Source organism: Hwangdonia lutea (genome assembly GCF_032814565.1).
GTDB lineage: Bacteria > Bacteroidota > Bacteroidia > Flavobacteriales > Flavobacteriaceae > Hwangdonia > Hwangdonia lutea.
Map to the genome: position 1 here is coordinate 431,236 of NZ_CP136521.1, position 16,783 is coordinate 448,018.

The following is a 16,783-nucleotide window of genomic DNA, read 5'->3' on the forward strand; positions in this document are numbered from 1 at the left end:
AAATTATTCGTTAAGGCTCATAACCAGAACATTGGCTCGATTATTGCTTTTAACTTGGCTTATTCGCACCAAATTAATAATTTAGCTAATTCCAATCAGAACTATCAATAGTCATTAATCACCATTTTTTTAACCCAATTGGTAAAGTACATATATGCGATTAACCCTCATATTTTTTTTAATGCTTTCTACAATTACTGTGGCACAAAACAACTACCCACAAGATTATTTTAGAAGTCCGCTGGATATTCCTTTAATTCTATCTGGCACTTTTGCAGAGTTGCGCTCCAACCATTTTCATTCGGGGTTAGACATAAAAACACAGCAACGCATAGGCCTTAATGTTTATGCATCGGCTGGTGGATTTGTAAGCCGGATTAAGGTATCTCATTATGGCTACGGGAAAGCCCTGTACATTACACACCCCAATGGTTACACCACGGTTTATGCACATTTACATAAGTTTTCGCCCGATATTGAGGCTTATGTGAAAAAGCATCAATATGAAAAAGAATCGTTTCAGATTGAATTGTTTCCGAGTGCCGATGAACTAAAAATTGAAAAAGGCCAAATTGTAGCTTTAAGCGGGAATACTGGCGGTTCTGGCGGTCCACATTTGCATTATGAGATTCGCGATAAAACAGAGCGCCCCATAAACCCTATGCTATTTGGCATTGATATAAGAGATTCCATTAACCCGCTAATTTACTCTATTTATGCTTATCCGATGGATGAAAATTCATTTATAAACCAATCGAATTCTAAAACGAAACTGCGCTTAATTCCTATAGAAAGTGGCGATTATGTGGTTGAAAGTATCGAAGCCATTGGCAATATTGGATTTGGTATTGAAACTATTGATAGGCAAAATTTGGCGGCCAATAAAAATGGGGTTTACAACATTCAAACCTTTGTAAATGGCAGCAAAATTTTCGAGCTCGATTTCAGTCGGTTTTCATTCAGCGAAACCAAGCACCTCAACAGGCTTATTGATTACGAACATTACAAAACCCAAAAATCTCGGGTTCAAAAGCTATTCAATCAAAACAACCCATTAAGTTTGTACAAAGATGTTTTAAACGATGGTGTTTTATCAATTAAAGACAGCACCCATTCGGTTTACAAAATAAAAGTGGGCGATTTTAAAAGTAATAATACATGGGCAACCATAAATATAAAAGGCCAAAAATTAGATAGTGTTAAAGGCGAAACAAAAAAAATCACACCTTATTATATTAGTGCCAATGAAGCCACTAATTTAAAAAAAGGAAAAGTTTCGGTCGATTTTTTTAAAGACACTTTTTACGAAGATTTTTATTTAGATTTTGATGTAAAAAACGACACCCTTATACTGCACGAAGACATTATTCCAACTAAAAAAAGCTTTAAGGTTTCTTATGATGTTAGTGCCTATTCCGATAAGGATAAAAGCAAATTATACATTGCAAAATTGATAGGTTACAAAAAATTTCCAGCTTATTCCTCAACAAAAAAAACAGGTAATGTGTTAACGACTTACTCAAAAACCTTGGGTGAATTCGCATTGGCAACCGATACTATAAGCCCCACCATAACGCCTATTAATTTTAAAAAAGGACAATGGCTAAGTAATTTTAGATTTTTAAAAATTAAGATTGATGATGAGATTTCGGGCATATCAAATTATAGAGCTACCGTAAACGGAAAATGGATTTTAATGGAGTACGATTACAAAACAAAAACCCTAACGCACGACTTTAACGATGGAATGATTACCGAAACAAAAAATAATTTAAAACTAATTGTTACCGATAATGTTGGAAATAATTCTACTTTTGAAACTGTATTTTACAGGAAATAAATTTTCTAGCTTTTGAATTCAAGACTTTCACTTACAACCATTCTATTTTTATTGTTTCTTGCATTGGGCCATTCGCAAACGTCTACACTTCGAGGAATTGTTTTAAATGATGAAAACACGCCCGTTTCTAAAGTAAACATTAAAGCAGGAAATGTTGGCACAACAACCAACGAAAACGGGTTTTACTCTATAAAAATCCCCGCGAATCAAGATGTTACCGTTGAATTCTCTCATCTTGTTTATAAAAAAATAAGCATCACTTTCAATCTTAAAAATGGCGAAAGCCATGAGTTTAATCCGGTAATGAATACCACTGTTGCCCAAATTGCAGCCGTTGTTGTTTCTGGAAATCGCAGAAAAGATGTTGAAGGTGTAACTTCCCTAAAACCCGAAACCATTAGAAAAATACCGGGTGCCAATGCCGGTGTCGAGAATTTATTATTAACCCTCCCCGGAGTTAGCAACAATAACGAGTTGAGTACGCAATACTCCGTTCGTGGTGGCAATTACGACGAAAATTTGGTGTATGTAAATGGTATTGAAGTGTATCGGCCGTTTTTAATCCGCTCGGGGCAACAGGAAGGTTTAAGTTTTGTAAATACCGATTTGGTGCAGAATGTCGATTTTTCATCGGGTGGATTTCAAGCCAAATACGGCGATAAATTATCATCGGTTTTAGATATTACCTATAAAAATCCGTATCAATTCGAAATCAATGCCGATTTAAGTTTATTGGGCGGTAGCCTTTCGTACGAAGACATAAGTAAAGATTCAAAGTTTACAAGTATTGTTGGAATTCGCTATCGCGATAACGGTTTGTTGGTAAATGCCAAAGAAACCGAAACCAATTATGATGCGGCTTTTGCCGATGCTCAAGCATTTTTAACTTACAAATTTACCGATAAATTTCAATTGAGTTTTTTAGGAAATGCCTCGTTAAACAAATACAGTTACGAGCCACAAACGCGACAAACCAATTTTGGTACGCTGGCAGATCCGTTGGCATTATTAGTATTTTACGAAGGCCAGGAAAAAGACCAATATCAAACGCTATTTGGTGCTTTGAAAGGCACTTATATTGCAAACGACAATTTAACGGTTCATGCCATTGCATCAACCTATCACACCACCGAAGAAGAGTATTTTGATATTTTAGCGCAATACAGATTGGGTGAAGTTAATACCAATATTGGTGATGAAGATTTGGGTGAAGTTGAATTTAGCGAGGGTATTGGCGGACAATTAAATCACGGACGAAACGATTTAGATGCACTAATCACCACGGTTGAGCATAAAGGCGATTTAAAAATTGACGACAACCGCATTGAGTGGTCTGTAAAATATACCAACGAAGATATTCGCGACTGCTTGGTGGAATGGGAGGTTATCGATTCTGCTGGATTTTCAATTCGTCCACCACATATCGATGCCTTTAACGAGCAACCCTATACACCGTTTGAAGGCCCCATTGAGCCCTTTCAAAACGTGCGTGCCACAAACAATACCAAAATAAATAGATGGCAAGCCTACGCCCAATGGAGTAAACGCTCTGTTATTGGTACGAGCGATGTATGGTACAATGCGGGTTTGCGCGTGCATGATTGGTCGGTTAGCGATAATAATGCTGTCTCTTCGAGCTCAGTCGAGAAGTCAAATCAAACCGTGTTTAGTCCGCGTGCGCAATTTGCCATAAAGCCTTATTGGGAAAAAGATATGCTGTTTAGAATTGCCGGTGGCTTATATTATCAACCACCATTTTATAGAGAGTTACGCGATGTAGATGGCGTTGTTCAGCCCAATGTAAAAGCACAAAAATCGTTTCATTTGGTATTGGGAAATGACTACAGCTTTAAAATGTGGGAGCGTCCTTTTAAATTAACAACCGAAGCTTATTATAAAAGTTTAAGCGATGTAAACCCCTATACTTTGGAAAACGTTCGCATCCGTTATCGCGCTAACAATTCCGCGAAAGCGTACGCCTACGGATTGGATATGCGCCTGAATGGCGAGTTTGTACCGGGAACCGAATCGTGGTTTAGTTTTGGCTATTTAAAAACCGAAGAGAACATAAACAACCGGGGCTATATTGCACGACCCACAGACCAGCGCTTAAAGTTTGCGGCATTGTTTCAAGATTATGTGCCCAACATTCCGAGTATGAAAATGTACTTGAATTTGGTGTTTAATACCGGTTTGCCTGGTGGCTCACCGAGTTATGCCGACCCTTACGAATATCAAAACAGATTACCATCGTACAAGCGTGCCGATGTGGGGTTTCAGTTCGTTTTGGTTGATGATAAAAAGCAATTTAACAACGGTTGGAAAAAACCGTTTAAAGAACTGACGTTTGGGGTTGAGATTTTTAACATTTTCGATGTGCAAAACTCCATAACCAATACTTGGGTACGCGATGTGTACAGCAAACGCCAATATGCCATTCCCAACTTTTTAACACCGCGGGTTTTTAATGTGCGCACCACCATGAAGTTTTAGTGTTTTTTTAACAGCCATTTTAACTTTTGTATTGAAAACAGTTATAAATTTGTATATATAAAAGACCAAAATGGACTTTTGGATGATTTATCCCATGTTGCTTAAAATTAATAAACTACTAAAAACAGGGTATTGTAAAACTTTCAGTAAATGAAACAGCTTTTTAGAAATATTGTAACCTTAAGCGTGTTGCTAGTTTATAGCTTAGGCACTACAATTTCTGTACAAAATGTTGTTAGCCATTCGGTTTTAAACGTTGAAAAGCATCAAGGCGATACCGTAAAAGACGCGCAGGCGTCAAAAGCGCTTGCGGCTTATTTATATTCCAACAATGATTTTATTGATAGTGTTTTAAACAATTTTTCTTTTGATTTTGATTTTGAAACCGAGGACTTTAAATCGTCGTTTTCAGCCTTAAAACACAAAGAATCGTACACGCAAAACAAAGTCAACACCTACTTAAATCACAGTAAACATATACGACCGGCGCTTTCTATTAAAGTCCTGCTCTACCCGTTTCATACTTTTTCATAAACTCCAGATTACTTTTTATTTACGCTAATGGTCTGTTTGATTAATTAGCTCAATTTAATTGGCAAAACCGCCATCTCATTCATTTATAACAAATAAAAATTTTAATCATGGATACACAAGCCACAATTATAGGATTCATAATACTATTAATTGTAATAACACCTTTAATTTTAATACAAGCCTCTCAAAAAAAGAAAAAGAAACAGTCTAAAAAAGAGTTTTTTGAAGATGCTGAAAAACATCATTTAGACCTAAAAGACGTCGATTTTTGGGGCACTTATTACGCCATGGCCACAGACGAAGTTGCTAATAAATTACTCTATTCCAAAATAATCAACGGCGTTCACAACACTGCAGTAATTGATTTAAATACGGTTAATTCCTGTAGTATTAAAAAAACCGAAAGACGCTTAAAAAACAAAACCACAAACAAATCTGAAACCGATAAAATAGATTTAGTGATTAGCTATAAAACCTCTAAAAAACCGGCAAGCATTTTGGAGTTTTACAACATCGATGTAAATTTTGAAATGAGCAACGAATCCGATATGGTAAAAAAATGGGAGGCTATAATTAACAGCAAATTATTAAAAAGTGTAAAAGCAGCCTAAGACATTGTTTTTTGTTAGTTTGATTGGTGACACGCTATATTGATAGTTTTTTAGTTTTCTATTTAATATGGCGTGTTGTTGTTTTTTTAAGAAATTCCAAACTATTATTAAGATTTTAAATTTAGTATATTTATGCAACTTCCAATCTTAACCCGACAAAACGAAAATGACTGACGAAACCAGTGTTATTAAAAAAGCAGAATTTAATCCAAAAATTAAATCGTACATTCTTTATGTGGTTTCCTTTTTCTTACTGATTTCCATTTTGGGCATCCCAATATTAATTGTTTGGCTTTTAGGTTTGGGACAACATATTAGCAGACGGTTTTACGACAACTTAGAGTGCCAGTTAACAACCCGAAATTTGGAATTTAAAAAAGGTGTGTTGTTTAAAGTTGAAAAAACAATTCCGTTAGAGAATATTCAAGATTTAACCTTTATTGAAAATCCGTTGTTAAAATACCTCGATTTACGCATCCTTAAAATTGAAACCGCTGGACAAAGCAACCCAAAGGGCAGCGATATGAAACTTATTGGAATTATTGATTCTGCTAATTTTAAAAGTCAGGTTTTAAAGCAGCGTGAGGCCATTCAATCCCATTCAAAAGAAAATATGCAAGCCGCTTCTTCAAACGAAAAAACAAATATTCTACTTGAAGAAATACGCGATTTGCTGCGCGACATCAAACATAAATGAGGTTACATTTTAAATAAATTCACGCAAAACATCAACGACGTAATCTATTTCTTCCTTTGTATTATAAATACTAAACGAAAACCGGATGGATGGTTTTTGCATATCAGCATCATCCAATATTTCTGCCAACACGTGAGACCCTTTTGTACTTCCGCTTTGGCAGGCACTCCCTTTGGAGCAGGCAATCCCTTTTAAATCCAACTGAAACAACAACATGCCAGCTTTTTCTGGTGCTACAGGTAAACATACATTCACTAACGTGTAAGTGCCCTTTTCCATATCGGCAGAATACCCATTAAACTTTACCGCTGGCACTTTTGCTTTGAGTTGTTCGATAAAATATTGCTTTAAAGATTTAATGTATTCAGACTCTTCCTCCAAATTATCGTAAGCCAATGTCATAGCCTCTTCAATACCCACAATATTATGCACACATTCTGTTCCTGCCCGATAACCGCGTTCCTGTTCACCTCCAAAAATCAATGGTTTTAAGCCCGAGTTTTTTCTAATAAAAACAAAACCCACGCCTTTTGGCCCGTGAAATTTGTGCGCTGCAGCTGCTAAAAAATCCAATTTATCATCTTGTAAATCTAATTTATAATGCCCAACTGATTGTACCGTATCGCTATGGAACAGGGCGTTTTTTGCTTGGCATAAATCGGCAACTTTTTTAATATCTAAAATGTTTCCAATTTCGTTATTAACATGCATTAAGCTTACCAGTGTTTTTTCGGTGGTATTAAGCAAGCTTTCTAAATGCGCATAATCGACTGTACCGTTGCTGTCAACATTCACATAATTAACCGTAATATTACAGGTCTTTTCAAGCTGATCGACCGTGTGCAAAACAGCATGGTGCTCCATTTTTGAAGTAATAATATGCGTCACCTTTAAGTCGCGCACCGCACTTTGCAACACTAAATTATCGGCTTCGGTCCCACCCGAGGTAAACACAATTTCGGCTGCCGAAACATTTAAATAACGTGCAATGGTTTTTCTGGATTTTTCAATTAACGATTTAGACGACCTACCAAAACTATGTGAAGATGAGGCGTTTCCATAGTTTTCTCGCATCACCTTAGTCATTTTATCAATAACTTCATCACGAATTTGAGTGGTTGCGGCGTTATCAAAATATACCTGTTTCATCGAAAGTTCAAATTAAGCGGTTAAATATAATTGCCAAAAATACTTGAAATAAAATTATTGGCAATATGATACGTTATAAATAACAATTCCATTATTTTTGCCTAAAACCCAAACTCATGCGTAAATTATTTTTTGTTTTAATATCATTTAGTTTTGCTTGTTTTATGTCGTGTAGCGATGGCGATATTATTGATGTTAAACTTGATTTTGAAAATGATTTTAGAGCCAAAACTTGTGGCACTTCAGATTTGGTGTTTTACAAAACAAAAAACGACCCATCGGAATCGTTATCCGTTGTGATTAAGTCGTTATCACTCGATCCAATATTAAGCTTTACGGGGGCAGATACTTTAATTACAAAAACTAACAATGCCTTTAATTACCGAACGTACAGCAACGAAAAAATAACAGGCAACGACTTATTTTGTAATGATATTCCACCGTCGGACATTATAATTACAAATGATTACGCAAGTACCTGCGATGCCGAAATAACGGCAATCTTAACCGAAGATGATAATGATGGTATTCCAGCGGCGTTGGAGGATATTAATGGCGATGGTAATTTAGAAAACGATGATACCGATGACGATGGCATACCTAACTACCTTGATGCCGATGACGATGGTGATAATGTTTTAACCAAAGATGAAAATCCAGATCCAAATAAAGATGGCAATCCGAACGATGCACAAAATACAGATGGTGAAGGTTTACCCGATTATTTAGATAAAGACGATGATGGTGATGGCGTTGACACGAGAGATGAAGAAACCAACACCCAAAACCAAGACCCTACGGACGATATTACCAACCCCGATGTGGGTCCCGATTATTTAAACCCAGATGTTGCAAATACAGACACGCCTGCCACGGCATACAGAAAACATACCATTTTTAAAACCTATTTGGTAACGTTGATGTTAAAAGGCATTGACATAGATATTTTATCGCAAGATGTACTTGATTTTGGTGAGTTAGCTGATGGAAAAACATCAGGCTCTAGAACGGTAACCCCTGATTTTAATTAGGATCTACATTTTGATAAATATAAACCTCGGTAGCGCCTAAGCCGTATTTCTGGTAATTGGCATCGTAGAATTTCACATTGTTGTAACGCCCAAAAAGGTAATCTAGTTCCATTTTTAAAACCCCCTCGCCCACACCGTGGATAAACACGATTTTTTGAATGCGGTTTTTAATGGCGAAATCCAATTGCCTTTGCGCCGTGTTAAGCTGTAAGGTTAGCATCTCGTGGTTAGTCATGCCCTTTGGAGATTTTACCAATTGATTGATGTGCAAATCAATTTCCATTGTAGGCTCGTATCGATCTTTGGCTTTTACTTTTTTTGTCGCTCTCTTTTTAGGTTGCTCTTTTTCAGAAATAACAGAATTAATACTCGAATGAGAAAACAATTCGCTTTTTAGCGTTTTATCAGATTTGTTTTTAACCAACTCTTCAGCTTTAAAATCCAATAAAAAGCCATCTTCAGTTTCAATCGAAATTAATTCGCCGTCAATCTGTTTAATCACACCCGATAAATTTTCGTCTAAAACCAATACAGCATCTCCTATTTTAAAAGCCCTCATTCATCTTCTTTATTAGTATTCACAACATCTTCATCATCGGTATTTTTACTCGGAATCCCTCTAGAAATTCTGTAAATTCCAATCATTAACACCATAATACCACCAATTAAAACATATTGATTTTGTTCAGCTCCGGCCTTAGAATATATGGCTATAATAGCGCCTAAAACAATTAATATGTAATTAAAATATTTCATTTAAAAAGTCACTTGAATTTAGAATACCAAATTACACTAAAAAATAGATTTTGTAAAGATCATAGCTAATTAATTAGTATAATACGCTTAATATATGTTAAAAGACTGCTGATTAACAAGGACAATTTAACCCTTAAAGAGTTGACATGGCATTTGTTGTTGACCCAGATTGTGGTAACAGCAATAATTTACGATACAATAAAACATGGTCCATCAAATTTGAAAAGTAAAGCTTGAAAAATATTCTGCATTAGCTTAAAAGTACATGCGCCTTCATCAATTTTTATACTATTATTTTGGAGTATAAAAAACATAAACCAATATCCTTTTACTATTTTAGCATCATAAACTAATCGTGTTTTTAGTCATGCAAGCGCTTGAAGAATATATGCTCCCCTGTTTAAACAAAACGCTTTTTGGAATGGATTGCATGGGTTGTGGTTTACAACGCTCTGTATCTTTAGTTTTCCAAGGGCAATTTGTGGAGGCCTTTTATATGTATCCAGCTATATACAGCTTAATTTTACTTTTTATATCCATCGTAATAAATATTTTCTTTAAATTTAAACATTCGAATAAAGTAATTACCATACTTGCAATTATATCAGTACTCACTATTATAACAAGTTTTATTATTAAATTAATCAATTAAAATTCACACATGGAACAACAAAAACTCAATCCAACCATCGTTTATGTATTAGCTGTTTTAGGTCTTTTATGCTGCTGTTTTGGCGGTTTAGGTTTTATTCTTGCTGGTATCGCTTTTTTTATAGCGCATAGCAAATTAAATGGCGTAAAGCTTAACCCTGAAAATTTTGAACCTGCAAGTGTAAAAGCCATGAATACTGCTAAAATTGTAGCATTGGTAATTCTTATAATTAATATTTTATACTTAGTAATGACTATTTACAGAATATCGACTGTTGGTTGGGATGAACTGATGCAGCAATCTCAAGATATGTTGGAGCAAATGCAGAATAATTAGCATATATTATCACCATAAAAAAGCCTCCAAAAAGTATTAATTTTTGGAGGCTTTTTAATTTTAAAGATTTATTTGAAAAATTACAAGGTATTATTCTTGTAACCCAGGAATATCAACCATTTCGTTTACATCTTTATCGTAATCGACACCATCAACCTTAAATCCGAAAAGGTTATAAAAATCGGTTTCATAGCCTTTTAAATCGCCAATATTTGGTAAAGTTTCGGTGGTGGCTTGTTTCCAAAGCTCTAAAACTTTCGCTTGAATATCGTCGCGCATTTCCCAATCGTCTATTCGAATTCTTCCGGCGTCGTCCAATTCCAAATTTTCAGCATACAAACGGGCATTGAACAAGCGCTCGATTTGCTCGATACAACCTTCGTGCACACCCTCTTCTTTCATCACTTTATACAGCAATGAAATATATAATGGAATTACGGGAATTGCAGAACTCGCTTGCGTCACCAAAGCTTTGTTAACCGATACATAGGCTTGTCCGTTTATGTCTTTTAAAGCATCGGTGATTTTAAAAGCCGTTGCTTCCAAGTGGTCTTTGGCGCGCCCAATGGTGCCTTTTCTGTAAACCGCTTCGGTGAGTGATGGACCAATATAAGAATAGGCCACCGTTTTAAAATCCTCGGACAGCACGCCGGCAGACTTTAAGGCATCAATCCACATCTGCCAATCTTCGCCACCCATTACAGCAACGGTGTTTTTTATGTCGTCTTCCGTTCCGGGTGCGATAGAAATTTCCTTGACTTCGCCTGTGTGAAAATCTACCGTATTGTCCGTAAATGTTTGTCCGATTGGCTTTAAAACCGATTTAAAACGCTCGCCGGTTTCGGGATGTGTTCGTACTGGAGATGCTAAACTGTAAACCAATAAATCAATGTCGCCCAAATCGGCTTTAATCAAATCTATGGTTTGTTTTTTTATTTCATTTGAAAACGCATCGCCGTTAATACTTTTGGCATACAAGCCATCTTTATGCGCTTGCGTTTCGAAAGCCGCACTATTGTACCAACCTGGAGATGCAGGTCGACCTTCGCTTGGTGGTTTTTCAAAAAACGCACCAATACTTGCTGCGTTAGAACCGTAAGCAGCCGTAATTCGAGATGCTAAACCAAAGCCCGTAGAAGCGCCAATAACCAATACTTTTTTGGGTCCATTTTTAATAGGTCGTTGCTTTACGTATTCAATTTGATTTAATACGTTTTGTTCGCAACCTGTTGGGTGCGCTGTTAAACATATAAAGCCTCTTGTTTTTGGTTCTATTATCATAAATTTCGTTTCTAAATGTGTAATGCTCTATCCTCCGTTGCGGCTAAAGCGGCTTCTTTAATGGCTTCTGTGTACGTTGGATGCGCATGCGACATACGTGACACATCTTCTGCCGATGCTCTGTATTCCATAGCCACAACCGCCTCGGCAATCATGTCTGCAGCACGAGCCCCGACCATGTGAACACCTAAAATTTCATCGGTATTTTTATCGGCTAAAACTTTAACAAAGCCATCTAAATCCATGCTTGCTCTACTTCTACCTAAAGCACGCATAGGGAATTGGCCCGTTTTATAATCTACTCCAGCTGCTTTCAATTCTTCTTCGGTTTTACCAACGGCAGCTACTTCTGGCCATGTGTAAACCACGCCTGGAATTAAATTATAATCAATATGTGGTTTTTGTCCCGCTAATGTTTCGGCAACAAACACGCCTTCTTCTTCGGCTTTGTGTGCTAACATCGCGCCTTTAATAACATCGCCAATTGCGTAAATATTTGAGGCTGAAGTTTGTAAATGATCGTTGACTTCAACTTGTCCCTTATCATTCAACTTTACGCCCGCAGCTTCGGCATTTAATCCATCTGTATAGGGACGACGACCCACAGACACCAAGCAATAATCGCCTTTAAATTCTACTTCTTCACCTTTTTTGTTATCTGCTTTTACAATCACCTCATCGCCTTTTCGCTCAACAGATTTTACTTTATGCGATGCATTTATTTTAAACTTTTGTTTCTTTAAAACCTTATTTAATTCTTTGGATAAGCCCGCATCCATAGTTGGAATAATGCGATCCAAATACTCAATAACCGTAACCTCTGCACCCAATCTTTTATAGACCTGACCCAGCTCTAAACCAATAACACCTCCACCTATTACAATTAAATGTTTAGGAATTTCTTTTAATTTTAAGGCTTCGGTTGATGTAATGATACGCTCTTTATCTAAATTGATAAACGGCAGATTTGAAGGTTTACTACCCGTTGCAATTATAGTGTTTTTGGCTTCAATCTCAGTCGTCTCTTCTCCTTTGATGCTAATGTGCGTGGCATCTTTAAAGCTTCCTAAGCCTTGATAAACATCAATTTTATTTTTCTTCATTAAAAAATCGATACCGCCCGTGGTTTGATCGACAACGGATTGCTTGCGTGCAATCATTTTTTCCAAATTTACTTTTACATCGCCTGGAATCTCAATACCGTGTTCTTCAAAATGCTTTACGGCGTCTTCGTAATGGTGCGACGAATCTAAAAGCGCTTTACTCGGAATACATCCCACATTTAAGCAAGTGCCTCCTAGGGTTGCATATTTTTCAATTATTGCTGTTTTCATCCCTAATTGTGCGCAACGTATCGCTGCTACATATCCGCCAGGACCTGAGCCAATAATGGCTACATCGTATGATTTCATATAAGTTTTTGTTGTTCGTTTAAAAAATCAAACACAAAAATACGAATTTTGATTCACTCATTACCACATGGCATTAGCATTATTTTTTGTATCTTTTAAAGACTTTTTTAATTTAAAATTATATATCATGGAAAATCACATATACAAAAAAATTGAAATTGTTGGAACATCGGAAACATCTAGTGATGATGCCGTGAAAAACGCATTGTCAAAAGCATCGAAATCCGTGAAAAACCTACGCTGGTTTGAGGTTACCGAAACTAGAGGCCTTATAGGTGATAATGGCACCGTGGACTATTGGCAAGTGACCGTAAAAATTGGGTTTACCATGATGGACTAAATTGCCCCTGCTTTGAAATCGCTAAGGCATAGTCCAAATTATTCATCTCGATCAATGATTTGATTTTAGTGGAAATCATTTTTGATTTCTGTGTATCACTATTATGCGCGTACGCCAATGAGAGCCAATGCAAATAATAGGGGTTGCTGGCATCTAAAGTGTTTAAGATCGCTATGGCCTTATCGTGCGTTTTGGTTTTTATAAAAAGTCTGGCTTGAAGCAATTTCATATCGTCTGACGGATTTGTGCTGTTTTCAATTATGGTTTTTGCTGCTTCGTCGTTGCCTTTTAAAACATGGGCAAAGGCCAAAAAATAAGACTCTAAATCTGAAACGCGATCAATGGTTGTTTGCTTAGTAATATTGTTTTTTACAAAATTTTTCCAAGCACCGAAGCTTTTTAAGCCTTCGTTTGGTTGATTGTTTTCAAAATACAACCTGGTTATTCGAGAGTGCGCCATATATTGATGAAACAGAGGTTCCCTTTTATTTTCTCCTGAAGCGCTTTCTGCTTTTTGACGGTTTAAAACCACGATTGCTGAATCTATTTTTTGTGCTATTAAATAACTGCACACTTTTGATCTCCACTTGTGGCGGTACTCGTAGTCGCTTAACTCGATAGTATCAAAAGGTTTCAAAGTATTTCTGGCCTCTTTAAAACGCTTTAAAAAACTTAAATTAGCAGCCATTCCCATATAGGCCCAAGGTGCGCTTGGGTTAATGCCCAAAACTTTTTTATAAGCTTCGATCGATGCCTTATAGCGATGGTCGCGCATTAATAATTCCGCATAGGTATCTCTTGGGTTTTCGTGCTTTGGAAGAAAAGCGATATAGTTTTTTATCACTTTTTCGGCGTTTTTAAAATCCTGTTTGGCCATATAAGCGTAAGCCAATTCATTATAATGCCTAGATACTTTAGGATTGATTTTCAAGGCTTTTTTGTAATAGTGGATTGCGGTATCTGGTTGGTTTACGCCGTGGTGAAGGTTTACAAAACCAAACATATAGTTTGCGTGCTCGTCGTTTGGAAACAACTTTACCAAAGTTTTAAAACAATCGTATTCTGATTTTCCATCTTGTGTGCCATAAAAATTGTTTCTGGCCAAAACCCACAGTTTTTCGGCCTCGGATAACTTATCAAGCTGTTGCATGGCTTTTTTTATATGAAATCGTCTCTTATCGAAATCATCTTTTAACATGCCCAACCGAATGTGCGCCAAAGCAAAGGTTGAATCTAACCCAATGGCATTTTGGTATAGCTTTTCCGCTTCATCTGTTTTTAACAATCCTTCAAATTCGACGGCGCGCAGAAACATGGCTTTTGCTTTGTTTGAATGGGTCGTGATTGGAATTTTCACATGGGTTTCGGTACATCCAAAAAGCAGAATGGCCATACAAATGATTTGCAACAATTTCATCTTAAAAAGGTTTTTGAAAATTTAACAACCGCCACTTGATTATCGGTAAACGGTGGCCTTGGCGTTAATGCATCCCTGTTTATATGGGCATTGTGGTTGTAAACGAGGTACAGATCCGTGCCCTCCGTTGGGTTGTACCTAAAGCGTAAATTGAGGCCTGCCTTATTAGACCGTGTATCGTATTGCACATAACTGTTAAGCGATGCCTTTGGGGAAAAATTAAGTTTAACGCGCGAAAAATACCGGTTTAAATTCAACGTTCTCGAAACTTTGTTGGTGGCGTAACTTTCGGGGAAGCTCAAGCGGTTGTAGCGCATTCCCAATTCGGCTTTAAGGGTTTTACTAAAATCGTAAGACACATTGGCATAAGTGGTTAGTTGTTTGCCGCCGTAAAAATCGCCAAACTCCACATCTAAATACAATTGGTACGGTTTTGCGTTTCCTGTGCTAAAAAACGGGTTGGCTTTCCACATGGTGTAAGCTCCAACCGGTACGGTAACATCTTTGGCTATTTGCCATGGCGCGTATAAATTATCTTCAAGGTACATGGGTATAAAGGCCGACAGTTCGTAACCTTTTTTATGGGTTAGGGTAAGGTAAAAATTGGTTTGGAACACCTCGTGCACACCATTGGAGGACAGCCAATATTTGGTAAAGTAATGCCCCATTCTAAAAAACCTTAAAAACTCGGGGTTAGCATACGTTTTTCGCCAGCCATTGTTTAGCGTAAGCCGTTTGGTGTTGGGGCGCTCCACAAAACCCAATTCCGGGTTAAAGTTTTCGGTATATTCCCTAAAATAATAATCGATGCCAAAACCGTTGGGACGAAATGTATTGACCGCCGCACCGTACATGGGTTTCCAGTTTCCCGTTTGGGTATCGAAAGTTGCGGCAACCGTAAACCGGGATCTTATAATATCGGTAAACCTTATATTGGCATCGATGGCCAAAAGGTGGTTGCTTTCGTCTTTACTGATTTTATTGGTGTTCAATATCCCGATATTGGAACCTTTGGAACCCACCGTTTTTCGCAACCTCGCAACGCTCATGTTATTTGATGCGGCAATGTTTTCAACCTTATGGGTTTGCATGCTCAACAGGCCGTATTGCCATGTGGAGCTGTTGCCCGTAAACCTAACACCGCCAATAATGGGGATTGCCGAACCGTTTTCGATACCTATCCGCCTGGAATTAAACAAACGGTGATCGAACTGGTTGGAGTTGAACAAATCTGCATTCTCTAAAAAAAACAGCCTTTTTTCCGCTAAAAAAATGGGGAATCTTGAAATATTGACCACCCTGTCGTCTGCCTCAACTTCGGCAAAATCCGTATTCAAAGTAAAATCTATGGTGCTATTGGCGGTGGGTTTGTACTTTACATCCAAACCTATATTGCTCAGTATTTTATCTAAAGTTTCGCTATCGGCATATTTTTTCCGTTCCAAAAAAGTGGTCTGGTTTTTATAGGCCGTTCCGTTTTCGTTCAAAAGATTCTGACTGATGAAATTCCCTTTTAAATACGGCGTGATATAAAGCGGTTTTGAAGCCGGTAGATTTTTAAATTGTACCGCTTCGGAATTACTAAAATGATAATGCGCCGATGCGATTTGGGTATTGTACTGCGGCGAGATGATGCGTTCGTTTTTTTGCTTGTATTTAACAATGGCCTTGATGCGCATGGTGTTTACAGCTGAAGCTTCGTAACGCAGCGAAGAAAAGGGGATGCGCATTTCTGTGCTCCAACCGTTGTGGTGTATCTGCGATGCGGCATTCCAAAAGGTGTTCCACGAATTGTTGAAATCTTCGCCGTTTCTGCTAATTTCCAAATCTTGCTTGGTGCCCAAAGGGTTGGTCCTAAAGACCAAAGTGTTGAGTTTATCGTTATAGGAATCGATGTAAAACTCAAAATAATCGTCGTCCGTTTGTGCTTTATCGCGCTCTAAAGTGGTTGCGAAAATCGTTGAAGGATTGGTAAACGGAATTTGGGCGGAGACATAAAGATATTGGGCGTCATAGAGCACTTTTACCACCACTTGCTCTGATGCCCTGGCGCCCAGATTGGGTTCTATTTGCTTAAAATCGGTCAGCACATAGGCGTTTTGCCATTCGGCCGGCTCGATTGAACCGTCAAGCTGAATTGGTGCTGTTTTTTTTGGGATTTCGGGTTGGGAAAACCCCGTACAAATTGAAAGAAAAAAAGCGATATTGACATATGTTTTGTACATTGAAAACGA

Annotated in this window: 16 protein-coding genes; 9 read left to right on the forward strand and 7 right to left on the reverse strand. The window is 37.4% G+C overall.

Annotated elements, in window-relative coordinates; translation table 11 throughout:
* The first annotated feature begins 181 nt into the window (after positions 1 to 181).
* From RNZ46_RS01885 to RNZ46_RS01905, 5 genes are all read left to right on the forward strand, one after another.
* On the forward strand, positions 182 to 1,840 hold the full coding sequence (locus RNZ46_RS01885; RefSeq protein ID WP_316983698.1) for a M23 family metallopeptidase: 1,659 nt from the start codon (positions 182 to 184) through the stop codon (positions 1,838 to 1,840).
* A 12-nt stretch (positions 1,841 to 1,852) separates the two neighbouring features.
* Entirely contained in the window at positions 1,853 to 4,333 is a 2,481-nt protein-coding gene (locus RNZ46_RS01890; protein WP_316983699.1) for a TonB-dependent receptor, read from the forward strand.
* Between the two features lie 150 nt (positions 4,334 to 4,483).
* A complete protein-coding gene (locus RNZ46_RS01895) occupies positions 4,484 to 4,867 on the forward strand; it encodes a hypothetical protein (RefSeq protein ID WP_316983700.1) in 384 nt (127 codons plus the stop codon).
* Between the two features lie 107 nt (positions 4,868 to 4,974).
* Complete coding sequence (locus tag RNZ46_RS01900) at positions 4,975 to 5,478, forward strand: hypothetical protein (protein ID WP_316983701.1); 504 nt, start codon at positions 4,975 to 4,977, stop codon at positions 5,476 to 5,478.
* Positions 5,479 to 5,644: 166 nt separating this feature from the next.
* A complete protein-coding gene (locus RNZ46_RS01905) occupies positions 5,645 to 6,175 on the forward strand; it encodes a PH domain-containing protein (protein ID WP_316983702.1) in 531 nt (176 codons plus the stop codon).
* Between the two features lie 9 nt (positions 6,176 to 6,184).
* Here RNZ46_RS01905 and RNZ46_RS01910 read toward each other — a convergent pair whose 3' ends face one another.
* A complete protein-coding gene (locus tag RNZ46_RS01910; RefSeq protein ID WP_316983703.1) occupies positions 6,185 to 7,324 on the reverse strand; it encodes a cysteine desulfurase family protein in 1,140 nt (379 codons plus the stop codon).
* Between the two features lie 116 nt (positions 7,325 to 7,440).
* Here RNZ46_RS01910 and RNZ46_RS01915 point away from each other — a divergent pair, with 116 nt between their 5' ends.
* Positions 7,441 to 8,355, forward strand: a complete 915-nt coding sequence (locus RNZ46_RS01915) for a hypothetical protein (RefSeq protein WP_316983704.1) — start codon at positions 7,441 to 7,443, stop codon at positions 8,353 to 8,355.
* On the opposite strand, the gene RNZ46_RS01920 is transcribed toward RNZ46_RS01915, so the two are convergent.
* Both RNZ46_RS01920 and RNZ46_RS01925 read right to left on the reverse strand, forming a co-directional pair.
* Entirely contained in the window at positions 8,348 to 8,914 is a 567-nt protein-coding gene (locus RNZ46_RS01920; protein ID WP_316983705.1) for a DUF8465 domain-containing protein, read from the reverse strand. The two genes, RNZ46_RS01915 and RNZ46_RS01920, sit on opposite strands and share 8 nt — an antisense overlap.
* Positions 8,911 to 9,111 (reverse strand): hypothetical protein, encoded by a 201-nt coding sequence (locus RNZ46_RS01925; RefSeq protein WP_316983706.1) that lies wholly within the window; start codon positions 9,109 to 9,111, stop codon positions 8,911 to 8,913. The genes RNZ46_RS01920 and RNZ46_RS01925 overlap by 4 nt, the downstream gene beginning before the upstream one ends.
* Before the next feature lie 430 nt (positions 9,112 to 9,541).
* Here RNZ46_RS01925 and RNZ46_RS01930 point away from each other — a divergent pair, with 430 nt between their 5' ends.
* Positions 9,542 to 9,763 (forward strand): DUF2752 domain-containing protein, encoded by a 222-nt coding sequence (locus RNZ46_RS01930; RefSeq protein ID WP_434063033.1) that lies wholly within the window; start codon positions 9,542 to 9,544, stop codon positions 9,761 to 9,763.
* A 9-nt stretch (positions 9,764 to 9,772) separates the two neighbouring features.
* A complete protein-coding gene (locus RNZ46_RS01935; protein WP_316983707.1) occupies positions 9,773 to 10,099 on the forward strand; it encodes a CCC motif membrane protein in 327 nt (108 codons plus the stop codon).
* Between the two features lie 90 nt (positions 10,100 to 10,189).
* Here RNZ46_RS01935 and fabV read toward each other — a convergent pair whose 3' ends face one another.
* Positions 10,190 to 11,380 carry an enoyl-ACP reductase FabV gene (gene fabV, locus RNZ46_RS01940; RefSeq protein WP_316983708.1) on the reverse strand — a complete coding sequence of 397 codons (1,191 nt, stop codon included), beginning with the start codon at positions 11,378 to 11,380 and terminating at the stop codon, positions 10,190 to 10,192.
* A gap of 11 nt (positions 11,381 to 11,391) precedes the next feature.
* Positions 11,392 to 12,792 (reverse strand): dihydrolipoyl dehydrogenase, encoded by a 1,401-nt coding sequence (gene lpdA / locus RNZ46_RS01945; RefSeq protein WP_316983709.1) that lies wholly within the window; start codon positions 12,790 to 12,792, stop codon positions 11,392 to 11,394.
* A gap of 127 nt (positions 12,793 to 12,919) precedes the next feature.
* Here lpdA and RNZ46_RS01950 point away from each other — a divergent pair, with 127 nt between their 5' ends.
* Positions 12,920 to 13,132, forward strand: coding sequence for a dodecin (locus RNZ46_RS01950; protein WP_316983710.1), 213 nt, complete (start codon positions 12,920 to 12,922; stop codon positions 13,130 to 13,132).
* Here RNZ46_RS01950 and RNZ46_RS01955 read toward each other — a convergent pair.
* Together RNZ46_RS01955 and RNZ46_RS01960 are read right to left on the reverse strand one after the other, a co-directional pair.
* Positions 13,116 to 14,549, reverse strand: coding sequence for a tetratricopeptide repeat protein (locus tag RNZ46_RS01955; protein WP_316983711.1), 1,434 nt, complete (start codon positions 14,547 to 14,549; stop codon positions 13,116 to 13,118). The genes RNZ46_RS01950 and RNZ46_RS01955 overlap by 17 nt on opposite strands.
* Positions 14,546 to 16,774 (reverse strand): carbohydrate binding family 9 domain-containing protein, encoded by a 2,229-nt coding sequence (locus RNZ46_RS01960; RefSeq protein ID WP_316983712.1) that lies wholly within the window; start codon positions 16,772 to 16,774, stop codon positions 14,546 to 14,548. The genes RNZ46_RS01955 and RNZ46_RS01960 overlap by 4 nt, the downstream gene beginning before the upstream one ends.
* Between the last annotated feature and the right edge of the window lie 9 nt (positions 16,775 to 16,783).

Coding starts and splice junctions, on each gene's coding strand:
- RNZ46_RS01900 (WP_316983701.1), top strand. CDS start 4,975: ATGGATACACAAGCCACAATTATAGGATTCATAATACTATTAATTGTA.
- RNZ46_RS01930 (WP_434063033.1), top strand. CDS start 9,542: ATGGGTTGTGGTTTACAACGCTCTGTATCTTTAGTTTTCCAAGGGCAA.
- lpdA (WP_316983709.1), bottom strand. CDS start 12,792: ATGAAATCATACGATGTAGCCATTATTGGCTCAGGTCCTGGCGGATAT.
- RNZ46_RS01905 (WP_316983702.1), top strand. CDS start 5,645: ATGACTGACGAAACCAGTGTTATTAAAAAAGCAGAATTTAATCCAAAA.
- RNZ46_RS01915 (WP_316983704.1), top strand. CDS start 7,441: ATGCGTAAATTATTTTTTGTTTTAATATCATTTAGTTTTGCTTGTTTT.
- RNZ46_RS01925 (WP_316983706.1), bottom strand. CDS start 9,111: ATGAAATATTTTAATTACATATTAATTGTTTTAGGCGCTATTATAGCC.
- fabV (WP_316983708.1), bottom strand. CDS start 11,380: ATGATAATAGAACCAAAAACAAGAGGCTTTATATGTTTAACAGCGCAC.
- RNZ46_RS01960 (WP_316983712.1), bottom strand. CDS start 16,774: ATGTACAAAACATATGTCAATATCGCTTTTTTTCTTTCAATTTGTACG.
- RNZ46_RS01935 (WP_316983707.1), top strand. CDS start 9,773: ATGGAACAACAAAAACTCAATCCAACCATCGTTTATGTATTAGCTGTT.
- RNZ46_RS01895 (WP_316983700.1), top strand. CDS start 4,484: ATGAAACAGCTTTTTAGAAATATTGTAACCTTAAGCGTGTTGCTAGTT.
- RNZ46_RS01950 (WP_316983710.1), top strand. CDS start 12,920: ATGGAAAATCACATATACAAAAAAATTGAAATTGTTGGAACATCGGAA.
- RNZ46_RS01910 (WP_316983703.1), bottom strand. CDS start 7,324: ATGAAACAGGTATATTTTGATAACGCCGCAACCACTCAAATTCGTGAT.
- RNZ46_RS01955 (WP_316983711.1), bottom strand. CDS start 14,549: ATGAAATTGTTGCAAATCATTTGTATGGCCATTCTGCTTTTTGGATGT.
- RNZ46_RS01920 (WP_316983705.1), bottom strand. CDS start 8,914: ATGAGGGCTTTTAAAATAGGAGATGCTGTATTGGTTTTAGACGAAAAT.
- RNZ46_RS01885 (WP_316983698.1), top strand. CDS start 182: ATGCTTTCTACAATTACTGTGGCACAAAACAACTACCCACAAGATTAT.